Source organism: Candidatus Poribacteria bacterium (assembly GCA_026702755.1).
In the GTDB taxonomy this organism is placed as follows: Bacteria; Poribacteria; WGA-4E; order WGA-4E; family WGA-3G; genus WGA-3G.
The window spans coordinates 65,018-87,687 of record JAPPBX010000049.1 but is presented as its reverse complement, the minus strand read 5'-3'; the positions used below and the strand labels follow the sequence as shown (position 1 = coordinate 87,687).

Annotated in this window: 17 protein-coding genes; 15 read left to right on the top strand and 2 right to left on the bottom strand. The window is 48.1% G+C overall.

The window, feature by feature from the left end:
* Window positions 1-139 precede the first annotated feature (139 nt).
* The 7 genes from OXH39_09465 to OXH39_09435 all read left to right on the top strand — a co-directional run bounded on the left by OXH39_09465 (window position 140) and on the right by OXH39_09435 (window position 10,423).
* Window positions 140-652 (top strand): hypothetical protein, encoded by a 513-nt coding sequence (locus tag OXH39_09465; GenBank protein ID MCY3550677.1) that lies wholly within the window; start codon window positions 140-142, stop codon window positions 650-652.
* A gap of 132 nt (window positions 653-784) precedes the next feature.
* Window positions 785-1,792, top strand: coding sequence for a hypothetical protein (locus tag OXH39_09460; GenBank protein MCY3550676.1), 1,008 nt, complete (start codon window positions 785-787; stop codon window positions 1,790-1,792).
* A gap of 26 nt (window positions 1,793-1,818) precedes the next feature.
* Window positions 1,819-2,904, top strand: a complete 1,086-nt coding sequence (locus OXH39_09455; GenBank protein MCY3550675.1) for a DPP IV N-terminal domain-containing protein — start codon at window positions 1,819-1,821, stop codon at window positions 2,902-2,904.
* Between the two features lie 343 nt (window positions 2,905-3,247).
* Window positions 3,248-6,232, top strand: coding sequence for a sigma-70 family RNA polymerase sigma factor (locus OXH39_09450; protein MCY3550674.1), 2,985 nt, complete (start codon window positions 3,248-3,250; stop codon window positions 6,230-6,232).
* Window positions 6,233-6,559: 327 nt separating this feature from the next.
* A complete protein-coding gene (locus OXH39_09445; GenBank protein MCY3550673.1) occupies window positions 6,560-7,474 on the top strand; it encodes a hypothetical protein in 915 nt (304 codons plus the stop codon).
* A gap of 107 nt (window positions 7,475-7,581) precedes the next feature.
* Window positions 7,582-8,379: a hypothetical protein gene (locus OXH39_09440; GenBank protein MCY3550672.1), complete on the top strand. Its 798-nt coding sequence runs from the start codon at window positions 7,582-7,584 to the stop codon at window positions 8,377-8,379.
* 64 nt (window positions 8,380-8,443) lie between these two features.
* A complete protein-coding gene (locus OXH39_09435; GenBank protein MCY3550671.1) occupies window positions 8,444-10,423 on the top strand; it encodes a hypothetical protein in 1,980 nt (659 codons plus the stop codon).
* Between the two features lie 126 nt (window positions 10,424-10,549).
* Here the strand turns inward: OXH39_09435 and OXH39_09430 are convergent, their stop codons facing one another.
* A complete protein-coding gene (locus OXH39_09430; protein ID MCY3550670.1) occupies window positions 10,550-11,977 on the bottom strand; it encodes a mercuric reductase in 1,428 nt (475 codons plus the stop codon).
* 25 nt (window positions 11,978-12,002) lie between these two features.
* Window positions 12,003-13,550 carry an amidohydrolase family protein gene (locus tag OXH39_09425; protein ID MCY3550669.1) on the bottom strand — a complete coding sequence of 516 codons (1,548 nt, stop codon included), beginning with the start codon at window positions 13,548-13,550 and terminating at the stop codon, window positions 12,003-12,005.
* Window positions 13,551-13,857: 307 nt separating this feature from the next.
* Between OXH39_09425 and OXH39_09420 the strand changes: the two genes are divergently transcribed.
* From OXH39_09420 to OXH39_09385, 8 genes are all read left to right on the top strand, one after another.
* On the top strand, window positions 13,858-15,075 hold the full coding sequence (locus tag OXH39_09420; GenBank protein ID MCY3550668.1) for a transposase: 1,218 nt from the start codon (window positions 13,858-13,860) through the stop codon (window positions 15,073-15,075).
* Window positions 15,076-15,196: 121 nt separating this feature from the next.
* Window positions 15,197-15,685, top strand: coding sequence for a hypothetical protein (locus OXH39_09415; GenBank protein ID MCY3550667.1), 489 nt, complete (start codon window positions 15,197-15,199; stop codon window positions 15,683-15,685).
* A gap of 42 nt (window positions 15,686-15,727) precedes the next feature.
* Window positions 15,728-16,813 carry a Gfo/Idh/MocA family oxidoreductase gene (locus tag OXH39_09410; protein MCY3550666.1) on the top strand — a complete coding sequence of 362 codons (1,086 nt, stop codon included), beginning with the start codon at window positions 15,728-15,730 and terminating at the stop codon, window positions 16,811-16,813.
* 90 nt (window positions 16,814-16,903) lie between these two features.
* The gene (locus OXH39_09405) at window positions 16,904-17,830 is read left to right on the top strand and encodes a hypothetical protein (protein ID MCY3550665.1); all 927 of its coding nucleotides are present in this window, start codon (window positions 16,904-16,906) and stop codon (window positions 17,828-17,830) included.
* The gene (gene hemB, locus OXH39_09400) at window positions 17,827-18,798 is read left to right on the top strand and encodes a porphobilinogen synthase (GenBank protein MCY3550664.1); all 972 of its coding nucleotides are present in this window, start codon (window positions 17,827-17,829) and stop codon (window positions 18,796-18,798) included. Before OXH39_09405 ends, hemB begins: the two co-directional genes overlap by 4 nt.
* A gap of 127 nt (window positions 18,799-18,925) precedes the next feature.
* Window positions 18,926-20,212 (top strand): glutamate-1-semialdehyde 2,1-aminomutase, encoded by a 1,287-nt coding sequence (gene hemL, locus OXH39_09395; GenBank protein MCY3550663.1) that lies wholly within the window; start codon window positions 18,926-18,928, stop codon window positions 20,210-20,212.
* A gap of 171 nt (window positions 20,213-20,383) precedes the next feature.
* On the top strand, window positions 20,384-21,364 hold the full coding sequence (locus OXH39_09390) for a polyprenyl synthetase family protein (protein ID MCY3550662.1): 981 nt from the start codon (window positions 20,384-20,386) through the stop codon (window positions 21,362-21,364).
* 91 nt (window positions 21,365-21,455) lie between these two features.
* Window positions 21,456-22,631, top strand: a complete 1,176-nt coding sequence (locus OXH39_09385) for a bifunctional precorrin-2 dehydrogenase/sirohydrochlorin ferrochelatase (protein MCY3550661.1) — start codon at window positions 21,456-21,458, stop codon at window positions 22,629-22,631.
* Window positions 22,632-22,670 lie beyond the last annotated feature (39 nt).

The window sequence follows — 22,670 nt, the reverse complement described above, 5'->3', positions numbered from 1 at the left end:
CACGCATCAAACTCAACAAATTATATCCAGCAATATAAATGTGACAGACTACTACTAATCACTGACGGTTTCCGATGGCTGATAGCTATTTTGCTAACCGTCATTCTGCTGTAGAATTCGCCTAAAGAAGGAGGATGACATGAGAAATTTAACACCAGTTATGTTCGTGGTTGCAAGTGTAGTCGTAACCCTGCCTTTTATGTTGACATCCTGCGATACCGCAATTGAGGCACAAGATGTCTTAAATCCTTCGGTTGTCACTGTGGACGACCTGTCGGCTATCCTTGAGGGAATGCCGCTTTCGGATGTTAAGGCTGCAGTATTGCAGGTAAATCCTGAAGTTCGGGCGTTAATTGGGGTTCATGCTTTAAATAGTCTGCCCGATGAAATCGCTTTTGATACAGGCAAATCATTAGCGGGTGAGGTTCGGGATGGTGCTTCCTCAGCATTACTTGATGAGCTTATCAACGGATGCTTAGCAGAAATTCCCATTCTGGTATCAGGGAACCTTACCGAGGCACAGATAGAGGAATTGGTCAGCAGTCCCTGCTTTACAAACGTACGGCTCAAATTCAGGGATTTAAACCAAGTATACTCTACTTTGTTAGAAAATATGTTGGTTGAGCAGTATACTGTTCCCCCGTTACAGTAGAGCCAAAGGTGTTAGCCGCTGAAAGGGCGTGTGAATCTATTGGAAATTTTTAATTAATCCAACCTATCACACGAGGATTTTCTAAAATTGTCCAAAGTTTAGTATTATTCGGAAACTGGGATAGAAGGAAATATGAAACGCTTACTCATTTACCTGATATTCGGGATGGTATTGTTGATAGGGTCTTTCGCGTTTGTTAGCAGCGGATGGACGGATGAGCGTGATGTTCTCTCTTTTATTTCCACGACGGACGAAGACCGTCCTATCATCCTCATGAATACCCAAGGGGAGGTCCTCCAAAAGTTGAGGACAGAACCGGGACATCTGTACACCTTTACTTGGTCTCCTGATCAACGTTCAATTGCCTATGAAGCGTGCCGAAACGCGAAGTGTCAGATTCATCTGATGGAGATAAGCACGAATGTGAGAAGGCATGCACACCGTCAGTTGACTTTCGATGGTGATAAAAATGAGTGGCCCGCTTGGTCTCCGAGTGGGAAATGGATCGCATTCACCTCCGAGCGTGCCGAGGACAGGGACATCTACAAAATGGATGTAGATGGCGAAAATGTCAAGCAATTGACGAAAAAAGGAGGATGTTACGAACCCGCTTGGTCTCCGGATAGCCGATGGATCGCCTTTGTTTCTCATGGCACCCTCTTTGTGATGGATGCTGAAGGGGGAAACGTCCGGCACCTCGGAGAGGCAGGTACGGTCTTCATTAACTGCACATGGTCCCCGGATGGCAAACAGATCGCTTTTATCACAGCGGGTCTTGAAGATGGAAGAGTGATTTACAGGATTGATGTCATTGACGTAGATGGACAAAACACACGGCAACTCACAAAGTCGGAAGAAGGAACAGTTATCCGGGAACTTGTGTGGTCGCCGAGTGGCAAATGGATCGCCTATATTCTGACACAGCCAAACGGTCACATAGCACAACTCTTTGCGAACGGAGTCGTTAGGATCGTAAATACAGCAGCGGATGGGCAAGACGAACCGATTGAAGCGACGAAAGGAATGGGTGCTCGTTATATGAGTTGGGTTCCAACAGCGTCGCTGCCAGTATCACCGAGTGCGGAGAAGCAAGCGACTCTTTGGGGCAAACTCAAGCAATCAGAAGCTGCTTCCAAGTAGTTGACCCATTGCCGGAGAAATTTGTGATGAAACCTATACAAAGCCTATCGACTATTTTTCTTCTATTCAGTATAGTATTGTTATGCGTGAGCATTCCTTCAGTTTTTGGCAAAGCACCAGATACAGCGAAGATTGTATTCGCGTCATTTCGTGATGGAAATCGCGAGATTTACTTGATGAATCCCGATGGAAGTCAACAGGTCAATATTACCAACCATCCAGCAGAGGATGTTTATCCGGTCTGGTCGCCTACAGGGGAGCATATCCTTTTCGTATCAGACCGTGATGGCGTGCGAGACCTATATCTAATGGACGCAGATGGTGGAAATGTACGAAAAATTTTCGGGAAATCCGCACATAGAGCACACCCAACATGGTCTCCAGATGGAAAACAGATTGCTTATGAGCAACTTGATGGTGCTGCGTGGTTTATCTATACCGCCGAAATAGCTGGCAAAAAGGAACAGCGGATAGCGGTCGGGCGTTCACCCAGCTGGTCCCCTGGCGGGACGGAGATAGCCTTTGTCTCGCTGGGTAAAAAACATGAAATGCTGGCACCCAATCTATGGATTATTCGTCGTCTCTATCAAGTTCATTTTTTTCACATCCGAACACGTGTAGAAGAGACTTTCCTTCCAAATCATCATCCGTTTATGTATAGGGCTGCTTGGTCCTCATCCGGCACCAAACTCGCTTTTTTCTGGCTCAAACATGATTTCTGGAAAGAAAAGTTGAAACGGGCTCAGAATCAAGGTATTGATTTCGCTGAGGTGGATGTGCAAGATGTACGGGACAAAGGGACAATCTACATTGCGAATAGAGATGGCACAGGACTTCAACAGATTGTTGACGAAGCGGGAGCACAAGCCAGGGATCCGGTTTGGTCGCCGCGGGATGATGCACTTATCTATACGCAGGAAATTGATGATCACCTCCAACTTTTCAAAATTGACTTAAGAAGTCGTACGCCAATACAACTTACCCATGTCGTTGGGTTAGATGGGTTTCAAGCAAATTCCTTGGCGGATTGGTTTGATCCAGCCGTCGCATTGCCGGTTTCACCGCAACCAAAGTTGTTAACAACAACGTGGGGAGCAGTGAAAAATCAGTAATTTTTTGTTCCTACATTTAATGCATACTTCCAAGGACTACACCTGCCCAACTTACCTTAGTGGAATTTGTCCAAATTCCACGCGTATCAGATTTTTTAAATTTTTTTCAAATTATGCACCCTTTTCCCCTTAAAATTGTATCATTAATAATTGAATACTAAAGTTTGGACAATTTATAGTAAAGATCGAAACATGTAGATGGGTTTTCAGGGAAGCAAACGCTCATCGCCGCTGGCGAGGGAGTTTTTGCTTGGGTATTTCTTCGTAGTATCCTCGCCCTTCTACAATGTCCAAGTAATTAGTGCATACACAACCGCGTCCGTTCATTAATCATGGAGTTCTGATGGTGGAAGACGATATTCAACTGATTCACAGAGTTTTAGCAGGTGATGAGGAGGCATTCACTGCTTTGGTCCGGAAGTACCAAAAGAGCGTTCACGCGCTTGCGTGGCGGAAGATTGGGGATTTTCACATCGCTGAAGAAATTGCCCAAGATGCCTTCCTCCAAGCATACAAAAACCTCGCTACGCTAAGGAATCCCAACCAGTTTGCTGGATGGCTTTATGTTATTGCGAGTAATCTTTGCAAGAGATGGCATCAAAGCAGAAAACCTGCGATGCAATCCCTGGAGGACACATCCGTAACGGAGATAGAGGAATCTTCTTATAAACGTCATGTATCGGATCAACGGGAGATGGAAGTTATGGAACATCGCCGCGAAATCGTCAAAGAACTTCTGGAAAAGCTGCCGGAGAGTGAACGCACGGTGGTGACACTCCACTATCTCGGTGAAATGACAACGAAAGAGATTGGCAAATTCTTAGGTGTGTCAGTGAATACCATTAAGAGTCGGCTGCGCCGGGCACGAGAGCGTTTACAAGAAGAAGAACTCTTAGTTCGTGAGACACTCGGTAGCGTCCAATTGTCTAACGATTTCATTGAGGGTATTATGCGGCAGGTTGCTGACCTGAAACCCGCATCGCCGCCGGTTGGGAAACCGCTGCTACCGTGGGTGGCTTTTGGTACAGCTGCCGTCTTCATATTGCTAATGATCGGTGTCGGGTCTCAATACCTTGCCCGCTTTCAAAAGCCTTACAACTTGAACGCCCAATCGGAAATTACTGTTGAAATCATTGACGCTCCTGTTGTCCTTGATACACAAGCGGAGCCGGATTTACGGAACCAAGCCGGACGTTTTGATACGACCGGTAGGAGCAGAGGTGCTGGTCCACAAGTTTCGGAACCTGTTGTGCCTGCTGTCGCGCAGATAGAGAAGGAAGTACCCGAGACAATGAAGCAGCAGTGGAGACAAGCAAGCGGTCCGGGAGGGGGTCTGATATCGGGCTTATTCGTAAGTTCAGAAGGCACTACCTACGCCGTTTCAGTTCCCGGTATCTACAGATTGACACGAAATGCATCTGCGTGGACGCTCGTCAGTCCGCCTTCCGCTGTTAATCTGTCTACAGCTTTCAACAGGGACAGTATGACACCGATGGCAGAGAAAAACGGCACGCTCTATCTTGTTTCTGTTGATGAGGTATTTATTTCTATCGATAGAGCAGCGTCGTGGGAGTCGCTTGGGACACGTCCAAAAGGAACTGCTGTCGGATTAGCGATAACGGATGAAGCATTGTACCTCGCGCTTCAAGACGGAGGTATTTTTCGATCTGAAGATATGGGAAAGCAGTGGACTTTATTGAATGACGAAGTGGCGAAAGTAAGGATCTTCGCGGTCGCTACCCTTAAAAACACCGTGTTTGTAGGCACAAATCAGGGACTCTACCGTATCAATCCAAAACGTAATTTTGCAAGTGGCACCTGGGAAAAATTGCCACTGAATACCACTAAAGTTACCCATTCTTTGGCAGTTTCTGAAAACGACCTCTATGTCGGGACAGGTCCCGAATTGGAAGCCTCTAAGAGAGAAACGCTATCCGTCGAGTCTATGTGGGAAATTTTTCGTTCAACCGATTTGGGCGATTCGTGGACTGACATAACACCCATGAATAAACCAATCCTCCTAAAGATGTCACCAGGGGTTAAAGTCCTAACTGCTGGAGAAACGCTCTGGGCACTCGGATATATCGGGTTCCAATTCCGATCAACTGACCGCGGAAAAACATGGACGAACCCCGAAACCAACACGTTAGACTTCAATTCGATGATGAATTCGATGATGCTGAGTGTATTACCGGCTGTCGGGGTGGACGAAAATACGCTGTTCAAAGCCGGGCTTCTTGGACTTACCCGTTCAACCGATAGCGGTGAATCGTGGCATCCATTTATAGCAGGGATGGTAGGGTCCAGAATCTTTAATGTGGTGGCATTTAAAAACGCGCTCTATATAAATACCGGTGTGGATATCGCCAGATCCATTGATGGTGGCAGGTCGTGGAAAACCTTGGGCTTCGGTCCTAATGAATTACCAAAATCGGTAGATGGATTGGACGCTGGAGGGGCGTTGGGTTTTCCAAAAATGACGGTTTCTGACGGTGTGCTTTACGGCATCACACCCATCTTAGGTGTGGAAGGTGCGCTGCGCATTTTCCGTCTCTCTTTCAGTGGCAGGACATTGGTTCTTATTCAAGATATCCCTGCTTTTGGTGAGAATCTCTCTATACAGACATCAGAGAAAGTACCCACAGAAAATATGGCAGACAATTCCGCTAACGATCCTGAAAAAGCCAGTAGCTCGACAAATACAAATCGGCAAGGTATTCCTCGCGAACTTGCGGTCAGCGGCGATGCATTCTATGTGACGTATCAAGGGACGTATCAAGGACGGCTCCTGCGCTGGAGGCGCGGCGAACCTGAATGGTTCGACACTGGACTGGTAGACATCTATGAGCGTCCTAACGAGGAGGATCCCAATCGTTTCATTCTCGCTGTTTCAGGCGAAACCGTCTACGTTGGCAAACGCGATGGACATCTCTTTCGATCTTTTGATAGTGGTAATACATGGAAAGACCTCACTGCAACGCTGCCGTTCCAATTTAAGCATTTCAACGAAATAGTTTTCGCCGGTTCCACGGTTCATGTCGCTACAGACGCAGGTGTCTTAACATCAGCAGACGGTGAAAACTGGCACACGCTAACTGATAAAGCTGGGACCCGCACTATTATAGATAGCATTGCTGTCGTCGGCACGACGATTTATGGGGCTGGTGATGCAGGGGTCTATCAATTGGATAACCGGGAAAAATGGGAACAAATCTTGCCAGAGGTGCCAAACAAAGTCATCTCCATTGCCATCGATGGTGATAGACTTTATATCGCTACCAAGCGGAGCGGGCTGTTTCATGCCTCCCTGAAAAAAGAAAATGATTGATATTGATAGAAGGAGTTCATGAAAACCGGCTCATTTCCTTGCCATCCTGATTCAGTTTTTCCAATTTTTTTCCCATTATGCACCCTTTTGCCCCTTAAATTGTATCATTAAAGAGTGACTGAAGGTCGATCAATTTTGGGACAAAAGTAAATTAGATAGCAATTTCACGACAACATTAGAGGGCAGAGGCTCATTGTATAGTAAAATCCGAAAAGATGATCCCACCGCCGCTGGCGAGGTTTGTAACCTCGCCATATTAGAGGGCAGAGGCTCATTTTATAGTAAAATCGGATACCTTCTCATCTATTCCGTTTAAGGAGAAAAAGCATGGTATACTTTCGATCTCGATATCAGTGTCTGTTCAATCTATTGACGTTTTGTGTCCTTCTCGGATGTGCAGCGATTTGCGGCTGTTCGGAACCCCAAAACCGCAACGCGTTAGCCCCAATAGAAACAACGACACAACCCATCACAAGAGGAATGGTGGCAGAGGTGCTGGCGGATGTACAGAAAAATGTCTTGGCGATGGAATCCGCACCGCAATTTGTTGACGCAGCACCAATGGCACCGATGCAAAGGCCCCCTACAATGGCGGAGATGACGGCGCAGTTGCGCCAGGAATTTCCCGGCAACATTTTAGATGACGACTTCACAAGGATTCAAGAAATCATCAACTCAGAAACTTATTTAGCATTCTTGAAACGGACCTATCCGCAGGAAAATCAGTTTCAGAATTTTGATGGGTTTTGGGCGTTGGCATCTGCAGATGAGGAGCCGTACGTGGAACTTTTGAACACTCATCTTAAGCCGCCCCGTCCTGCTCCTACTGCAGAGGATGTTGATATCCTTCGTTATATGGCTTTGCATCATCGCACCCTGAATGTCCGCATGTATCACGGTGAGAACCAAGGACGTGAAAGTACTGTCGATATGATGATGAATGAGCCTGTGAACAGTTGGCTGGAGCAACGCCTTTTTGATGCCGAAGGCGTAAACTTTCTTCTTTGGGTAAAAATTTTGGCATATCATCTGATTCTGGTCGAGGACCTGCAAGAGGAAGATCGGGCAAAAATACAGGCACTTTTTGTTGAACATGGCGTTCAAAAAGGCTTTTTACGGGTCGCACTCCAAGAACCGGTGAGCCTCGGATATGTCCTCAAAGATTTTACAGACGTGCAGGTGTTCAGGAGATGGGTTGATGGAGAATTTAGCGAAATCGCCTCCTGGTGGATGCTGCCATAAGACTAATATAAAAAAGTGACACACATCTGCAGTCTGACGATATTGCAGGCAGCGTATTACGGTCAGTACCCTCTGGTACATCCTAACCTTCGGAGGATATAACGAACATGCGATACTTTGAATGTCAACACTTTTTCAACCGACTGCAAATTTGTCTCTTTTTGGGGATCTCGCTATTTTTCGCGTGTCAATCCAGTCCCGACCCAAGCACGCTAAAACCCCAAAGAGAAGACATCAACACAGAAAGCCGTATTGAGCCGGTCGCACGACCGCCAACGCCCGAAGAGACGTTTGAGCAACTCAAGCGGGAGAACCCGGGGAACATTTTAGATGACGATTTCAGAACGCTCCGGCGACTCGTCGCGTCCAAAACCTACTTAGACTTCCTCAGACGTACCCATCCGTTAGAAGATCGATATCAAACTTATGATGCGTTCTGGGACATCGCAGCGTCTCATCCGTCGCGATACATGCCATTTTTGAAGCAGATTCTTGAGAAACCTGACGAAGAAGATGCCGCGACTGCCCATCTTTTCGCAGAACACTATAGACATGTTCTGACCCGTGGATACCATGGCGAAGATCCTGATACTTTTCAAGACGAATTCGCGAAGTTGGTGGACGGTCCTGGATTCAATATAGGATTTAAGCATTTCGTAGATGCCAAGCGAAATGTTGTGAATGGGTTGGAGCTCGCTTTCTTTCTCCTCGAACTCGCCTTTTACGTTCGAAAAACTGAGTTGACAGATGCTGCGCTCGCTGGAGAACTCTTTGATGAATACGACGAGCAGGATGCACTTATTTGGATCGCACTCAAGGACCCCGTATTAATCGGATATATTCTCAAAGATTTTACAGATGTTCAAGTGTTCCGAAGATGGATGGCTGGCGAATTTCATCAATAGGTGCCAATTTAGCGTGTACGATAACAAAACAATTAACGAAACCCTTGTTTTTGGAGGAATCAAAGTGAAACGTCTTCTCATTTTTGTCAGCATTGCTATTGCGATGCTATACCAACTTGGCTGTTCTCTTGATGAAGAGCAAACGCAATCTGAAAATCTCATAACCAACGATTCAACATCAGTTCTTAACGCCCCACGCTTTGTCGGAGATGTTGTGCTGGAAAACATGTATGAGGATGAAGCCGGTAAACTGACAAGCAAAACACCACTGGAAATCATTACCGTGCTTGAAGGCACCAGCAAAGTTATCCTGCAGGCACGATTTCGATCCATTAAAAACGGCCCTCTTGGATCACCTGTCTACGAGTGCGAATTGATTGATGAATCCGCAGAGGTTTTAGGGGGTGTTGCAGCAGGAATGTCCGGCAGTCCTGTTGGTCCCCCGGGGCGTGTTATGGGTGCTCTCGCCTTTGCATATTCGTATAGTAAACCGCCGTATCGGTTCTTGGTCACACCTATTGATTATATGGAGGCAGCCATAAACCACCCAACGTTTGGTGAGTTTCTGGAGGAAGATAGAGCACCCGCGGCACCCGCACTGGCGATTAATTCTTTGTACACACCCGTCAAAACACCTATGATGATTACAGGGATTCAGCCCCACAGAGTTCAAGAACTTTCCTCATACTTTTCCGATTCGAGATTCAACTTTGTTGAATTGCTTGGTAATATTGGAGGGGCTCCAGCAGCACCGCCTGCGAGGGCTACAACAAAACTCTCTGCAGGGGACATGATTGGTGCTGCTATAGCTACTGGAGACGTTGTGAGCATCATTGGTTTTGGGACAGTGACACAGGTTTATGACAATAAATTTGTAGCATTTGGTCATCCATTTGTCGCTGATGGGAAATCTGCATTACCCGTATACAGAGCGGTAACACATGGAATCGTGCCCAGACTGGTGCTATCAGTTAAATCTGTCTCCGAGTTTGGAAATCCAATCGGAACAATAACGAAAGACCTACATCCCGGAATTGTAGGGGAGCTCGGTCCGGGGCCAGCAATGATTCCAGTGAAGTTCTCTTACCATCCAGTTAACAACACTGCAATAGAAAAACATCACGTTGTGGCTTATGGTCAAGAATGGGCGATTCCGGCTGTTGCAGCCATAACGATGGATGCTATTCGGATGGAGCGGAATGCTGCAACCGTTGAAGGAACCGTGACACTTCACTTTCAAGAAACCGAAACTGTGTATACAGAAAAGTTCCAGACTGCTTCTTCAAATCCGTTTTTAGATGTGTTCATAGGAATGGGTTCAATTATTCATTCGTTCACCGACACACTTACAAACAGTGCTGGCAAAGCGACCTTGAAAGCGGTGTCGATTTCTATCGTGGACAAACCTCAAATCGCCAAAGCCGAGATCGACGAAATCATTGTTCCCGCTGAAGTGATGCCTGGAGAAAGCCTCACAGTTTTGGTTGTGCTGCTTCCGCACTGGAGTACTGCCGGTGCCGAACGGACGATTCACAGAGAAGTTACACTTGACATCCCTGACGGCTTCCCGACGGGTGAAGCAAATCTCACGGTTTCCGCCGCCGATGAATCGGCTGACGACACAGAACTCACACAACTCTTCGGCGATGTTTTCGATGAAATCTTAGGCGAGGAAGATGATGATGAGGAAAAACCGTTGCCAAGGAACCTCGACGAACTCATCCGTCAGAAGGAAGAAGATCAGATGGATGCGGGATTAATTACAATAACCCTTACCCCATCGGTTTTTGGTGGTGGATTCCCATTACCAGAGGATTTATCGCTGCCAGAGGGCTTCGCGCTTCCAGAGAATGGCGAGGAAGGTGAAGGAGATGACGGAGAAATGCCAGCAGGTCTTCCATTTCCAGACGATTCTACAGAACAACCTATAGAAACTGAACTCGTTATTGAGGGCTTTATCGTAACAGGGTCTAAAGAGGCACAGATTATGATTAAAGTAGGGAACGTGGAAGTGGGTGTACTGCCAATAGAAGGCGCGCAATAAGAATCTCAGAACGCTATTGTATGGACAGGTATCCGTGCCTGTCCATACAGGATTATAATAAAATCTCTTTCGCACTCGTGTGCTTCGCCACGGTGTTTCGTCCGTGTAGAGGCTCGCGCTGTAGTGTTATGGAAGCAACCTCCGCAGCGTCTGAATCAGTGTGCTTTCTGAAAACCATTTGCCTGCCACGCGCCAGACGCTGCTTGAAAACGTCGGATAGACGTGGATCATCCCGCTCAACTTCCGCAATGGAATCCGCTCTTGCATCGCCAGAACGTATTCGTGGATAACTTCTCCCGCATTTGCGCCGACGAGATGTACTCCCAATATCTTTCCACTCCAACGACTCGCGATAACTTTGCTGAAACCGCGCGTCTCGCCCTCCGCGACGGCTCTGTCAACGTCGCTCTGATTGAGCGTGAACACATCGACATCGCCATATTTCTCGCGTGCTTCTGTCTCGGTTAGACCACAGCGAGCAACCTCCGGGTCGCAGAAAGTCGTCCACGGCACAACAGAATAGTTAATCGTTTTGGAGAATGGGAAAAAGATGTTTCGGATGAGTAGTTGCGCTTGAAAAGCAGCGACGTGTGTGAACAGGTAGTGTCCAATCACGTCGCCTGCGGCATAGATGTTTTTGATGTTTGTTTGGAGTTTATTGTTTACTTCGATCCCGCGCGTGCCCACCTGCACCCCGATTTTATCAAGTTCTAACCCTTCAACATTCGGTGCGCGCCCCGCGGCAATTAGGAGCTTATCAAAGATTTGTTCCGTCGTTTCGTTTTCACCGTTGCTGAAGGTCACGCTTATGCCTTCTTGACGTTGCACAACCTGTGCAATGTTCGTATTGAGTCGGATCGTAATTCCTTCCTCGCGGAGATAACCCAATATCTGTTCAGAGACATCGGTGTCTTCCTTCGTCAAGATGCGTCCGCTCCTTTGTGCTATCGTCACATCAGCACCGAGTCGATGAAACGCCTGCCCCAATTCAACGCCGATGGGACCCGCACCGATGACAAGCAGTCGTTCAGGAAATTCTTCCAACTCCCAGATCGTTTCGCTGTCCAGATAGTCACAAGATTCCAATCTGGGTATAGGCGGCGCAACCGGACGGGAGCCAGTGCTAATCACGAACCTTTTGCTTTTGAGGTTACGCTTCTGACCGTTCTCGGCATCTTCTACAACGAAAGTATCGCTTGATTCAAAATGCCCGTTTCCGAAGATAACATCAACCCCCATCTCACGGAACCGCTCAGGATTGTCGTGTTCCTCTTCTATGACGTGTTGGGTGCTACGTACGTATGCCATGACGCGATGCCAGTTGGGCGTTGCGTCGGTGGATGTAATTCCGTATTTCTCACCATCTCTGATGTAATTCGCGACCTTCGCCGCTTTAAGGAGGGCTTTAGAAGGCACACACCCTGTCCAGAGGCAGTCGCCACCAATGCGGTGTTTCTCCACAAGCGCGGTCTTTTTGCCTAACTTTGCCCCTGCCACGGCAAGCACGAGTCCGGCACTTCCGCCGCCAATAACCGTCAAATCATACACATCCACTGTTTTCCCCTCCACGTTATCTTGTCTATCGCTGTTGACGCAGCACTCTGCCCGGCAGTTGTCCCGTCACGTTTCCATCTTCAACAACTGAAACGCCGTTAACGAACACCCAGTTTACACCAACAGGGGATTGGACCGGGTCAAACCAAGTGGATCGGTCTGCAACGGTATCTGGGTCAAACACAACGATGTCAGCAGCAAGCCCGCGGTCAATTCTTCCGCGGTCGTACAATCGGAATCGTTCTGCTGGAAAACCGCTCATTTTATAGATAGCTTCTTTCAACGAGATCAACTGGCGTTCGCGCACGAATTTGCCGAGATACTGCACGAAACAACCGTAGCTCCGAGGGTGTGGATGTGGAATGTTGTAAACGCCATCGCTCGCAATCATCATGCGCGGGTGGATTGCCGTGCGGTTCAGGATGCGTTCGTTTTCTTCGGGGGTTGTTGCCCACGGCATCACAAAGGTTTCGACCGCGGCTTCTTCACGAATAAAATCGAACGCAAACTCTTCATAAGACTTACCTTCGCTTTCAGCAGCTTCAGCGAGCGTCATCCCGATAAACCTACCGGAACGGTTGTAACCCACAATCTGACTGCCGTCGCGTAATTCACTTCGTAGGTGTGCGATCGATTTTTCTCTGACTTCTGGGTTTTCCAGATGTGCTAACATATCATCAGGCGCGCCCGTCTGATACTCCATCGGGAGCATCATGGCGAGGTGTGTCATGCCAGCAGGGTAGAGATAGGATTCAAAGGTCAGATCGATCTGTTCTTTCTCAACACGTTCGAGTATATCAGCGACTTCGTCGTCTACCCGTTCATGCGAGATATGCACAGGAATCCCAGCGCGTTGTGCAATTTCAATCGTTTCCTCCCACGCCTTCTTTCTGCCGAGGATACGGTATCGGATGTGCGCTGCGTAGATGGCATCATAACTTGCCGCGATTTTTGATAGATATACCAGTTCGTGTAAATCGGCATTCGCGGAAGGTTGATAATCCAACCCTAAGCAGAGACAGCATGCACCCGCCTCTAACCATTCATGTGTTGTGCGCGACATCGCTAAAAGTTCATCATTCGTTGCTGGACGAGGATCCCAACCCATCACACCGAGCCGAACAGCGCAGTGCGGTACTTGCGGACACAGGTTCGCAGGGATTCGCCCGTGGAACATATCGAGATAATCTTCAGGTGTCTGCCAGTTGAGTGGCAGTTCAGCATCGCCATAAGCGAATTGCGTGTAGTGCCACAATTCTTTCGCCTGCTCTGGTGGTAAGGGTGCCCATCCGAAGCCATCTGGTGCAGCTAAATGCGTCGTTACACCTTGACTGACGGCAGCGAACTGGTCGCGTCCACCGAGCAGCGCAATTTCAGAATGCACGTGCACATCGACGAAACCAGGACAAACAACCTGTCCCTCCGCTGAAATCCGATGTCCTGTTTCCGCTTTAGCAAGGTCGCCGATCGCGGCAATCTGGTCGTCCTGAATGCCAATGTCCGCAACAAACGGCTCCTGTTTACCCGTTCCATCGACAATATTTCCGCCTGCAATGATTGTATCAAATCTCATAAGCTGCTCCTCTATTGTTGTTGTAGTTTACCACCAAAAACCGTGTGTGTCAACAAAGACTTTGGTAGGGTTCATCTCCGAATTGGAACTCCCTTTCCGCAATTTTTCTTTGACGGGCATTGTCTAACAAGCCACATGCTTTAGCTTGTGGTCCGATCGGTAACGCCCATGCCTCTGTATGAAAAAATATTTGATTTTTCCTAAAAATGTGGTATACTATCCTTACATCATGGCGGTAGACTTCGCCTCTCGCATGAGAGTGCCACCACACCGTTTGAAGTTGGTTTTACGATGTAAAGGAAACACGATGTATACCACAAATTACAAACTCTTTCGTGCGCCACGCACTCGGAATCTGAAGCGAAAGACGTGGATCGCGCACACAATATGGAATTATTTTCTGGGTTGGCAACGCACGCGCTATGCTCTTGGACTCCCCTATATGTCTTTTAAGGAGATGTCGCGCGAGTTTACCGTGCTAAAGAACTCACATCCTGAAATGTTTGCCCATTGGCGAGAACTCAATACGTGGTCAGCCCGTGAAATCCTCAAACGTCTGAATGCTGGCTACGAAAAGTTCTTTGACGGTCTTGCCAAACGTCCTCCGAAGTTTCGGTCATGGCGGAAGCCTTACTCCTTCACGATGTGCCAATCGGGGTTCACATTTGCTGATCCCGAAGAAGGCGATCTCGGTTTTGGTATCTATGGCGATAAAGTGCGTATCATGAAACATCAGTATCGCTTTAACCTGAGTCGTCCGATACTCGGCAGTATCAAGACGGTGACTGTTAAAGCAGACCCACTTGGCGACTTCTATATGTCCGTTGTAACAGACCACATCGCAACCGAAGCGACACCCAAGATGGGTAAAGCTGCAGGGTACGACTTCGGTATCAAAACGATGTTCACGTGTTCGGATGGCACACAACGTGAGTCGCCTCACTTCTATAGCACAGCACAGTCTCACCTAAAATCGGAAACCCAACAGAAGCAGTCAAGCAAGCAAAAAGATAGCAACAATAGAGACCGAGAACGCAAGAATGTTGCCCGTGTTCATCGTAAAATCAGACGGCTCCGCGAAAATCATCATTGGAAACTTGCGAAGCAATTGGTGCATCAATACGATGTGCTGTGTTTTGAGACGCTTACTTTTGAAGGTATGAAGCGTCTCTGGGGACGCAAAGTATCAGATATTGCGCCGTATGCGTTCCATCTGAAGTTGCGGCACCAAGCGAAAAAGCACAGCAAGCAAGTCTGCTACATTGATAGATTTGAGCCGACTTCGAGAACGTGTAGCCACTGCGGACAAATAGATATGTTCATGACTCTTGATGTCCGTGAGTGGAAATGTTCAGGTTGCGAGCGAAAACATCACCGGGATGTCAACGCTGCGATCAATATACTTAAGGTTGGGGCATCAACCTTTGGGTTAGAGGGTGTCAGACTTGCCATCGCAAGCCCCCCTCGTAGATTTCATCCGAAGTCTATACCCCACGATCCACACAGAAAAGCGAAGGATTCTTAGAGAATCCCACTGCTTCAGCTGTGGGAGTATGTCAAAAAAAATCGGCAGACTGATACAATAGAAACTGGAATTTGTATTGGATTACTCACTGAAGTTTCGCGCTCTACACAGGAGAAGACACGTGCATCAAGCCTACACCTTCGTCAGGAAGTTGCTCCCAACGCCATATTCCATATTCGGGATAGTGCTACTGTCGCTAACAATTGCCTTGAGCGGTTGTAGTGAGACCTCTTCCGGTGGAAGTGGTGTCACAGATATAGGACGAGATGAGCCGACTATTGTCGATTCTGTTTTGGCAATCAGTGTCTTTGAGGATAGACCCGATGGTATCACGACCACTTTCTCTGCTGGGGTCAATGATCGGGTATTTTTATGGATCTTATGGGCAAATATCGCGGAACCACACACCGTTAAAGTCTTGTGGTACTCGCCAGAGGATGACTTGGACGATCCTCCGTTCTGGACAGGGGAGCAGATTCTCAGATCAACAACCGGCGATAAAATTACGTGGTTTTACATTGACCTGCCAGAAATTACAGGCGAATGGTTCGTTGAAATCTACTTAGATGACGATCTCTTTGAGCGGAGCCATGTCTTTTGGGTGGAATAATAAAGGCTGGCACCGACTAACATCCCTCCGAGGAGGAAAGCCGTGGATAAACTCAAAATCGCGCATATTGGTACAGGCAGACGCGGTGCAGGAACCTACCTTCCCCTTATCTCAAAATTAACAGACGACTTGGAACTCGTCGCAGTTTGCGATCCACGCGAAGAGAGTGTTACTGAACAGGGCGAGAAATACAACGTCCCTGCTTACACAGACACTGAGCAGATGCTGGACACGGTGAAACCTGATATCTGCGCTATCGTGATTACGCCCAGCAACAATCATATTCCAGGCTTGCTCTGTTCTGAACGAGGTGTCAGTTATTGCACTGAAACACCGATTGACACCGATCTCGGATGGGCAGACAAGATGATCGCATCCGCACAGGCGAACGGCACAAAATTGGAAGTCAACGAAAACTATTACCGGGTACCTACGGAGCGGATAAAACGGGAAATGATTCTCGCAGGTGTCTTCGGCAAGGTCAACGTCGCCTACAATGACTTCAGAGGGCACGGCTATCACGGTATCGGGCTTATCCGCAGCTACATCGGTTTTGACAATGAACCCGTGCAGGTTTACGGCTTCCGAAAAGGATATAATGTCCAGGACCACGTCTGGCGGCAAGGGCAACCCAAGCGCGACACTGAGGATTGGCAACATGCAGTCATTGAGTTTGCAGACGGTGCTGTTGGGATTTTCAATTTCAGTAGTCTCTCCTACGGCTCGCCCCTGCGAGGCTTTAACGGCTCAAAATTCTATGCGGAACGAGGGATGTGCTTCCGAAACGATGCCGTCATCTTGAATGAAGATGCTGATGAGCAGCGTGCCATTAACATCTCACGTAGAACGAATACTGTTGACGGCTACGAAACCTTAGCCGCGCTTGTTGCTGATATTGAACCCGAAGTGGTGTGGGAGAATCCACTGCAAAATTATCCACTCAGTGACGGTGAGATCACCGTTGCATCGGAGCTGATGAGTCTCGTCGATGCTGTCCGCAACGATACAGAGCCTGAATATGGTGCTTACAACGGTCGTAAGGACCGGGAGATTGATGTTGCGATGGCACGTTCATGGTCAAACAACGGGGCACCTGTTACCTTCCCCTTTGAATATGAGAAACGCTAAGCGACACATTCACGGAATTTTCCTTGCCGTTTGGGATAAGATTCTGTATACTTTAATTGGGGAAAATACAAAACACAAGAGGAGTTTCTCATGTTTAAAAAATTGCAATCTATTTTCGTGCTTTTGCTCATTTTTAGTTTCAGCACGGTGTCAATAGGAAATGAATGGGCGAACTACTACTTTCCAGATGCAGTCGGCAGTTACTGGGTTTACGAAGATCAAAATGGTGATGAGGTAACGCGCTACGCAATTGAGCCAGAGGATATTGATGGTGAAACCTATCGCGCCTTCAGTTATGATCCTCCGTTAGAAGACTGGGCGGAATTTGAGCATTATGTTAGCCCCTATTTCTACCAAGTTGGTGATGATTGGATAGCCTTTTTTGTTGGCGATGAAATTGAGAACGCTCTCAAAGCATCCACAATGAAACAGATGGAAGAACTAATGGCGGTAATCCAGCAAGGGATGCAGGAGCAAGTCCCAGAGGGATTAAATATCTCATTCGATATAGATTACGATGTTGAGGTAGAATCCCAAGACTTCTTCTATTTCCTACCAACACCCGCAACTTTCAATGAAGAGTGGCCAGCTGTCGAGATAAATGTTGTGCTAACCATGACAATTGATATCCAAGGGGCGCCTATGGAGTTACCGGGTGGCTCGATGCAGACTGTTAAAACCTTTACCACTCTTGTAGAGACAGGGAATGTCACTGGAACAGAAACGGTCGAAACAGAGGCTGGCACTTTTGAGGACTGTTTAGTAATTGAATACCGAACGGATGCAACAACAGAAACAGCTCTATCTGTGGAGGTTCCAGAACAACCAGGACCGCAAGAACAGAACGATGTAACTGTAACAACTATCTGGTTGGCACCTAATGTCGGGATCGTCAAATTTGAGCACATGCACGAAAAGCCTGAGCAGAATGAAACCTTCGGATTAGAAGGCCCCGAAGACCAAACGCTTGAGTTGATACGGTACGAAATCGCAGGCTCGCCTTCGGAGGACGAATGAGCACCTTCCCCATCTATCGTCCAAGGCGACTCCGCGCGAATGAGAACCTGCGGCGGCTGATTCGTGAGACAACGCTCTCTGTTGATGATCTCATCTATCCGATGTTCGTCGTTCATGGACATAACACCGCAACCGAAATCTCGGCAATGCCAGGATGCTACCAATACTCTGTTGACACCCTCGTCACTGCTGCAAAAGAACTCGCCGCACTCGGAATCCCCGGAACAATCCTCTTCGGAATTCCAGAGGCGAAAGACGCACTCGGTACTGAGGCATACGCCGACGACGGTATCATTCAGCAGGCGGTCCGAGCAATTAAAGATGCCGTGCCCGATCTGCTTGTGATGACAGATGTCTGTCTCTGCGAATACACCGACCACGGGCATTGCGGTGTCATCCAAGAGGACGAAGTGCAAAACGATCCCACACTGGAGTTGCTCGTTAAGGAGAGTCTATCGCATGCACGCGCCGGTGCCGATGTCATCGCGCCTTCGGATATGATGGACGGTCGTGTCGGTGTAATTCGCGAGGCGTTGGACGAAAACGGGTATGAAAACGTCCCGATTATGGCATATTCCGCCAAATACGCTTCTGCCTTTTACGGCCCTTTTCGTGAAGCAGCGGAATCTACACCCCAGTTTGGCGACCGACGTTCCTATCAGATGGATCCAGCAAATGCAGAAGAGGCGTTACGTGAGGTCGCATTGGACATTCAAGAGGGCGCGGACGTTCTTATGGTGAAACCTGCCCTCTCCTATCTGGATGTCATTCATCGCGTCAAAACAGAATTTCAGGTGCCTGTTGCTGCTTACAATGTCAGCGGTGAATACGCCATGATTAAAGCAGCGGCGCAGAACGGTTGGGTTGACGAGGAACGGGTCGCACTAGAGGTGCTAAACAGTATCAAGCGCGCAGGTGCTGATATGATTTTAACCTATTTCGCAAAGTCGGTTGTAGAGTGGCTATAAATTGGCTGTCAGCAATCAAAAGAATAGCCGTCAGCAGTCAGAAAGAGGGCTCTTGTTTATCAGGAACCTCTTTGCTGAAAGCCGACAACCGAGAGCCGATAGCCATAAAAAAATTGGAGGAAACACTTTGGAGAGCAGTAAATCCTTAGCCGCATGGCAAAAATCACAACGAGTTATCCCAGGTGGGGTCAACAGTCCTGTCCGAAACTTCAGCAAAGTCGGTGGACATCCCCGTTTCATTGCCCGCGGCGAGGGTTCAAAAATATACGACATTGATGGAAACGAATACATTGATTATGTTGCTTCTTGGGGTCCGTTGGTTTTGGGGCATGCACATCCAAGCGTTGTGGAGGCTATCACTTCAGCAGCATCGAGCGGTACCAGTTTTGGTGCCCCGACGACATTAGAGACGGAACTCGCCGAAACCATCGCAAACGCGGTGCCTTCGATTGAGCAGGTACGCCTCGTCAACTCAGGAACTGAAGCCACAATGAGCGCAATCCGCGTCGCTCGTGGATATACCGGTCGCGATAAAATCCTCAAAATCGACGGCTGCTATCACGGTCATGTGGATTACCTATTGGCAAAAGCTGGCTCCGGAGTCGCAACGTTTGGACTTTCCGATAGCGGCGGTGTGCCAGAGGATTTCGCACGCAATACGCTCACCGTGCCTTTTAACGACCCTGATGCTGTCCGCGAAGCGATAGAAGCCAATCCGGACGAAATTGCCTGTCTCATCCTCGAACCGATTATGGGCAATATGGGCATCATCCCACCACATGAAGGTTACCTCAATCAACTCCGTGAAATCACTGAAGAACACGGCATTGTGCTTATCTTCGATGAAGTCATCACAGGCTTTCGGGTGGCTTATGGCGGTGCCCAATCCTACTATAACGTCACGCCCGACATGACCTGTTTAGGGAAGATTATCGGGGGCGGTTTACCTGTTGGGGCGTACGGCGGAAAGCGGGACATCATGCAGTGTGTTGCCCCGGAAGGCGATGTCTATCAGGCAGGGACGCTGTCTGGCAATCCGTTAGCCGTTACTGCAGGGATAACAACCCTGAAAAAGCTCGCTGAACCGGGGATTTATAAACAACTTGAGCGCAGTGCCTCTGCGCTCGCGGAGGGGCTCGCTGAGGCAACCCAAAAACACGGCATTGATGCATGGCATAGTCGAGTCGGTTCGATGTTGATGCTCTACTTTACACCGGAAACCGTCACGGATGCTGACGGTGCCCGCACGGCGGATACGGAACGTTACCAGCAATATTTTTGGGGACTCGTAGAGCGTGGTGTCTATGTTGCCCCGTCCCAATTTGAAGCAGGATTTGTCTCCTTAGTCCACTCCGACGAGGATATCAACGCAACCATTGAAGCCGCAACACAGGTACTGGCGAATCTCTCTTAATAGTTGTCAGTCGCCAGTTTGCCTCGCAGTGAGAGTTATCAGTTAAAGAGGTCTCTTATGGCAGGAACAGGAAAGGTAACCATTACAAGTACTTAACCGATAACTGAAAGATTTTTCGCAGAAAAATCGTACTGAAAACTGACAACTATTAAAACCGAAAACCATTACATTATGTCCAACTTCGATCAAATTGTTGAATTAATTGCCGACGACCTCAGTGCTATTGAAGCGAAACTCACCGAGCATACCGCGAGTGAATACACTTTTGTTGACATGGCGGTCCAACATGTTGTAGAGGGTGGCGGTAAACGGCTCCGTCCGATTCTCGTTGTGCTTTCTGCCAAAGTTTGCGACTATGAAGGGAGCGATGCACACACACTTGCTGCTGTTGTTGAACTCATCCATGTTGCGTCGCTCGTTCACGACGATGTACTTGACGAAGCTGCGATCCGCCGTGGACGTGAAACGTTACAGACGAAATGGGGCAATAAGGTCGCTGTCCTCGTCGGAGATTACCTGCATGCACGGGTCCTTTCTATGCTTGTGGCTCGCCGCTCTGATGACCCAGCGATGGCGATCCTCGCCGATACCACACAGGCGATGTGTGAAGGTGAGGTTATCCACGCATATAAGAGCGGTGATTTTGACATCTCCGAAGACGAATACCTCAAGATTATCAGTTTCAAAACCGGCAAACTGATCGCTGCGTCCTGCACCCTTGGTGCGCATCTCGGTACAACAGATACACAGCAGATCGAGGCACTCACAGTCTATGGACAACAGATCGGAACCGCTTTCCAAATCGTGGATGACCTACTTGATTTCACAGAAGATTCCGATAAATTGGGGAAAGATGCGTTCGGTGACCTCCGCGAAGGAAAACTCACATTTCCTATTATCTATGCGCGAACGGTCTGCGATGACAGTGAGAAGCGGATGCTTGAAAAAATGCTACACCCTGACACGGATGAAACCGAGGCAATCGCTTTTGTTGAATCTCTGTTCCAACGATACGGTGTCGAACCTCACTGTCTGAAAATTGCCCAAGGCTACGCCGACCGCGCCAAAGCAGCGTTAGCAATCTTTCCTGAAACACCTGCCCGGACCGCGTTAGTAAAACTTGCGGACTACGTCGTTTCACGTGAGTCATAAGGGATAGTTTTCAGTTTTCGGTTAAAGAGGCTTGATTAACCAAAGTCCCTTTTAACTGGCAATTAACAACTGACCACTGACAACCATTAAGATGTTTTATCCTGCATACATAAACCTTCAGGACCGGAAATGCCTCGTTGTCGGTGGCGGCACCGTCGCGGAGCGAAAAGTTGTCGCTATGCTGCTCAGCGGCGGCGATGTCACCGTAATCAGTCCCGACGCAACGGAATTACTGACCTTCCTTTCAGATATCGGCACAATCCGCTGGCACGAGCGGCAGTTGAAACCTGGCGATACAGACGGTTATTTTCTTGTCTGTACAGCCACTGATTTCACGGATATTAATAGTGCTGTTTTCACAGAAGCGCACAAAAAAAACAAAATTCGCTTGGTCAATGTTGTTGATGTTATCCCGCAATGCACCTTTGCCGCTGCCTCTGTCGTAACCGATGGCGACCTCATGCTGAGCATCTCAACAAGTGGAAAAAGTCCCGCGACGAGCCGCCGTATCCGTGAATATTTTGAGGACATGCTGAACGCCACTTCGTTATATACGCTCGGATACGAAAATGGAGAACCAGTCCCGATCGAGAATCAAGGACTGCCCTATCCAGTCTATCTCCTATTGGAAAATCGCACGTGTATCGTCTTATGTGAAGAAAGAACGTCAGAAATTGAACGCCGTATCTCATTGCTACATCAGTGTGGTGCTTCTGTGTTATGCCCGGCACCCGACGAAATGGAACCGCATCACTTTGAAGATGCATTCCTTGTTATTGCAGATAAATCTTCTGTTGTAAGCGCGTTTTATGGAAGTGAAGGTACTTTCATTCGAGAATACCTTGATGAACCAGATACCGGCACCTACTTCACACCTGAACTCATAATAGATGACAATCTAATAATCAGTATATCGGCTCGGAGCGGCGCGGGCATTGACAAGGTGAAACGCCTGCATAAAAAACTCGCAAATCAATTTGAAAACAACGGCTACGGAGCATTTGTTGAATTCCTTGGAACACGCCGCTCTGAGATTCTCAAGGCTTTTCCAACGCCTAAAAAGCGTGCTGACTTCTTTGAAATGCTCATTGACACCGTTGAAGATTCGGTATCGGGGTTACAAACCCCTCCTACAACATGCTGTCTCGGTCTCACAAATCCTGAATGTTCTGCCGAATGCCTTTTCAACTGGGTTCGGCACGGCAACTTGGAACGCGCTAACGCCTTTACCGCCAAACTACTTGACAAAGCGGACGAGAGTTGTTAAAATTGCCCGAAATCGAAAATAGTCTGCTTTTTTAAAGAT

Excerpts from the sequence above, each read along its gene's own strand:
- OXH39_09465 (MCY3550677.1), top strand. The coding sequence starts at position 140 with ATGAGAAATTTAACACCAGTTATGTTCGTGGTTGCAAGTGTAGTCGTA.
- OXH39_09460 (MCY3550676.1), top strand. The coding sequence starts at position 785 with ATGAAACGCTTACTCATTTACCTGATATTCGGGATGGTATTGTTGATA.
- OXH39_09455 (MCY3550675.1), top strand. The coding sequence starts at position 1,819 with ATGAAACCTATACAAAGCCTATCGACTATTTTTCTTCTATTCAGTATA.
- OXH39_09450 (MCY3550674.1), top strand. The coding sequence starts at position 3,248 with ATGGTGGAAGACGATATTCAACTGATTCACAGAGTTTTAGCAGGTGAT.
- OXH39_09445 (MCY3550673.1), top strand. The coding sequence starts at position 6,560 with ATGGTATACTTTCGATCTCGATATCAGTGTCTGTTCAATCTATTGACG.
- OXH39_09440 (MCY3550672.1), top strand. The coding sequence starts at position 7,582 with ATGCGATACTTTGAATGTCAACACTTTTTCAACCGACTGCAAATTTGT.
- OXH39_09425 (MCY3550669.1), bottom strand. The coding sequence starts at position 13,550 with ATGAGATTTGATACAATCATTGCAGGCGGAAATATTGTCGATGGAACG.
- OXH39_09420 (MCY3550668.1), top strand. The coding sequence starts at position 13,858 with ATGTATACCACAAATTACAAACTCTTTCGTGCGCCACGCACTCGGAAT.
- OXH39_09405 (MCY3550665.1), top strand. The coding sequence starts at position 16,904 with ATGTTTAAAAAATTGCAATCTATTTTCGTGCTTTTGCTCATTTTTAGT.
- hemB (MCY3550664.1), top strand. The coding sequence starts at position 17,827 with ATGAGCACCTTCCCCATCTATCGTCCAAGGCGACTCCGCGCGAATGAG.
- OXH39_09390 (MCY3550662.1), top strand. The coding sequence starts at position 20,384 with ATGTCCAACTTCGATCAAATTGTTGAATTAATTGCCGACGACCTCAGT.
- OXH39_09385 (MCY3550661.1), top strand. The coding sequence starts at position 21,456 with ATGTTTTATCCTGCATACATAAACCTTCAGGACCGGAAATGCCTCGTT.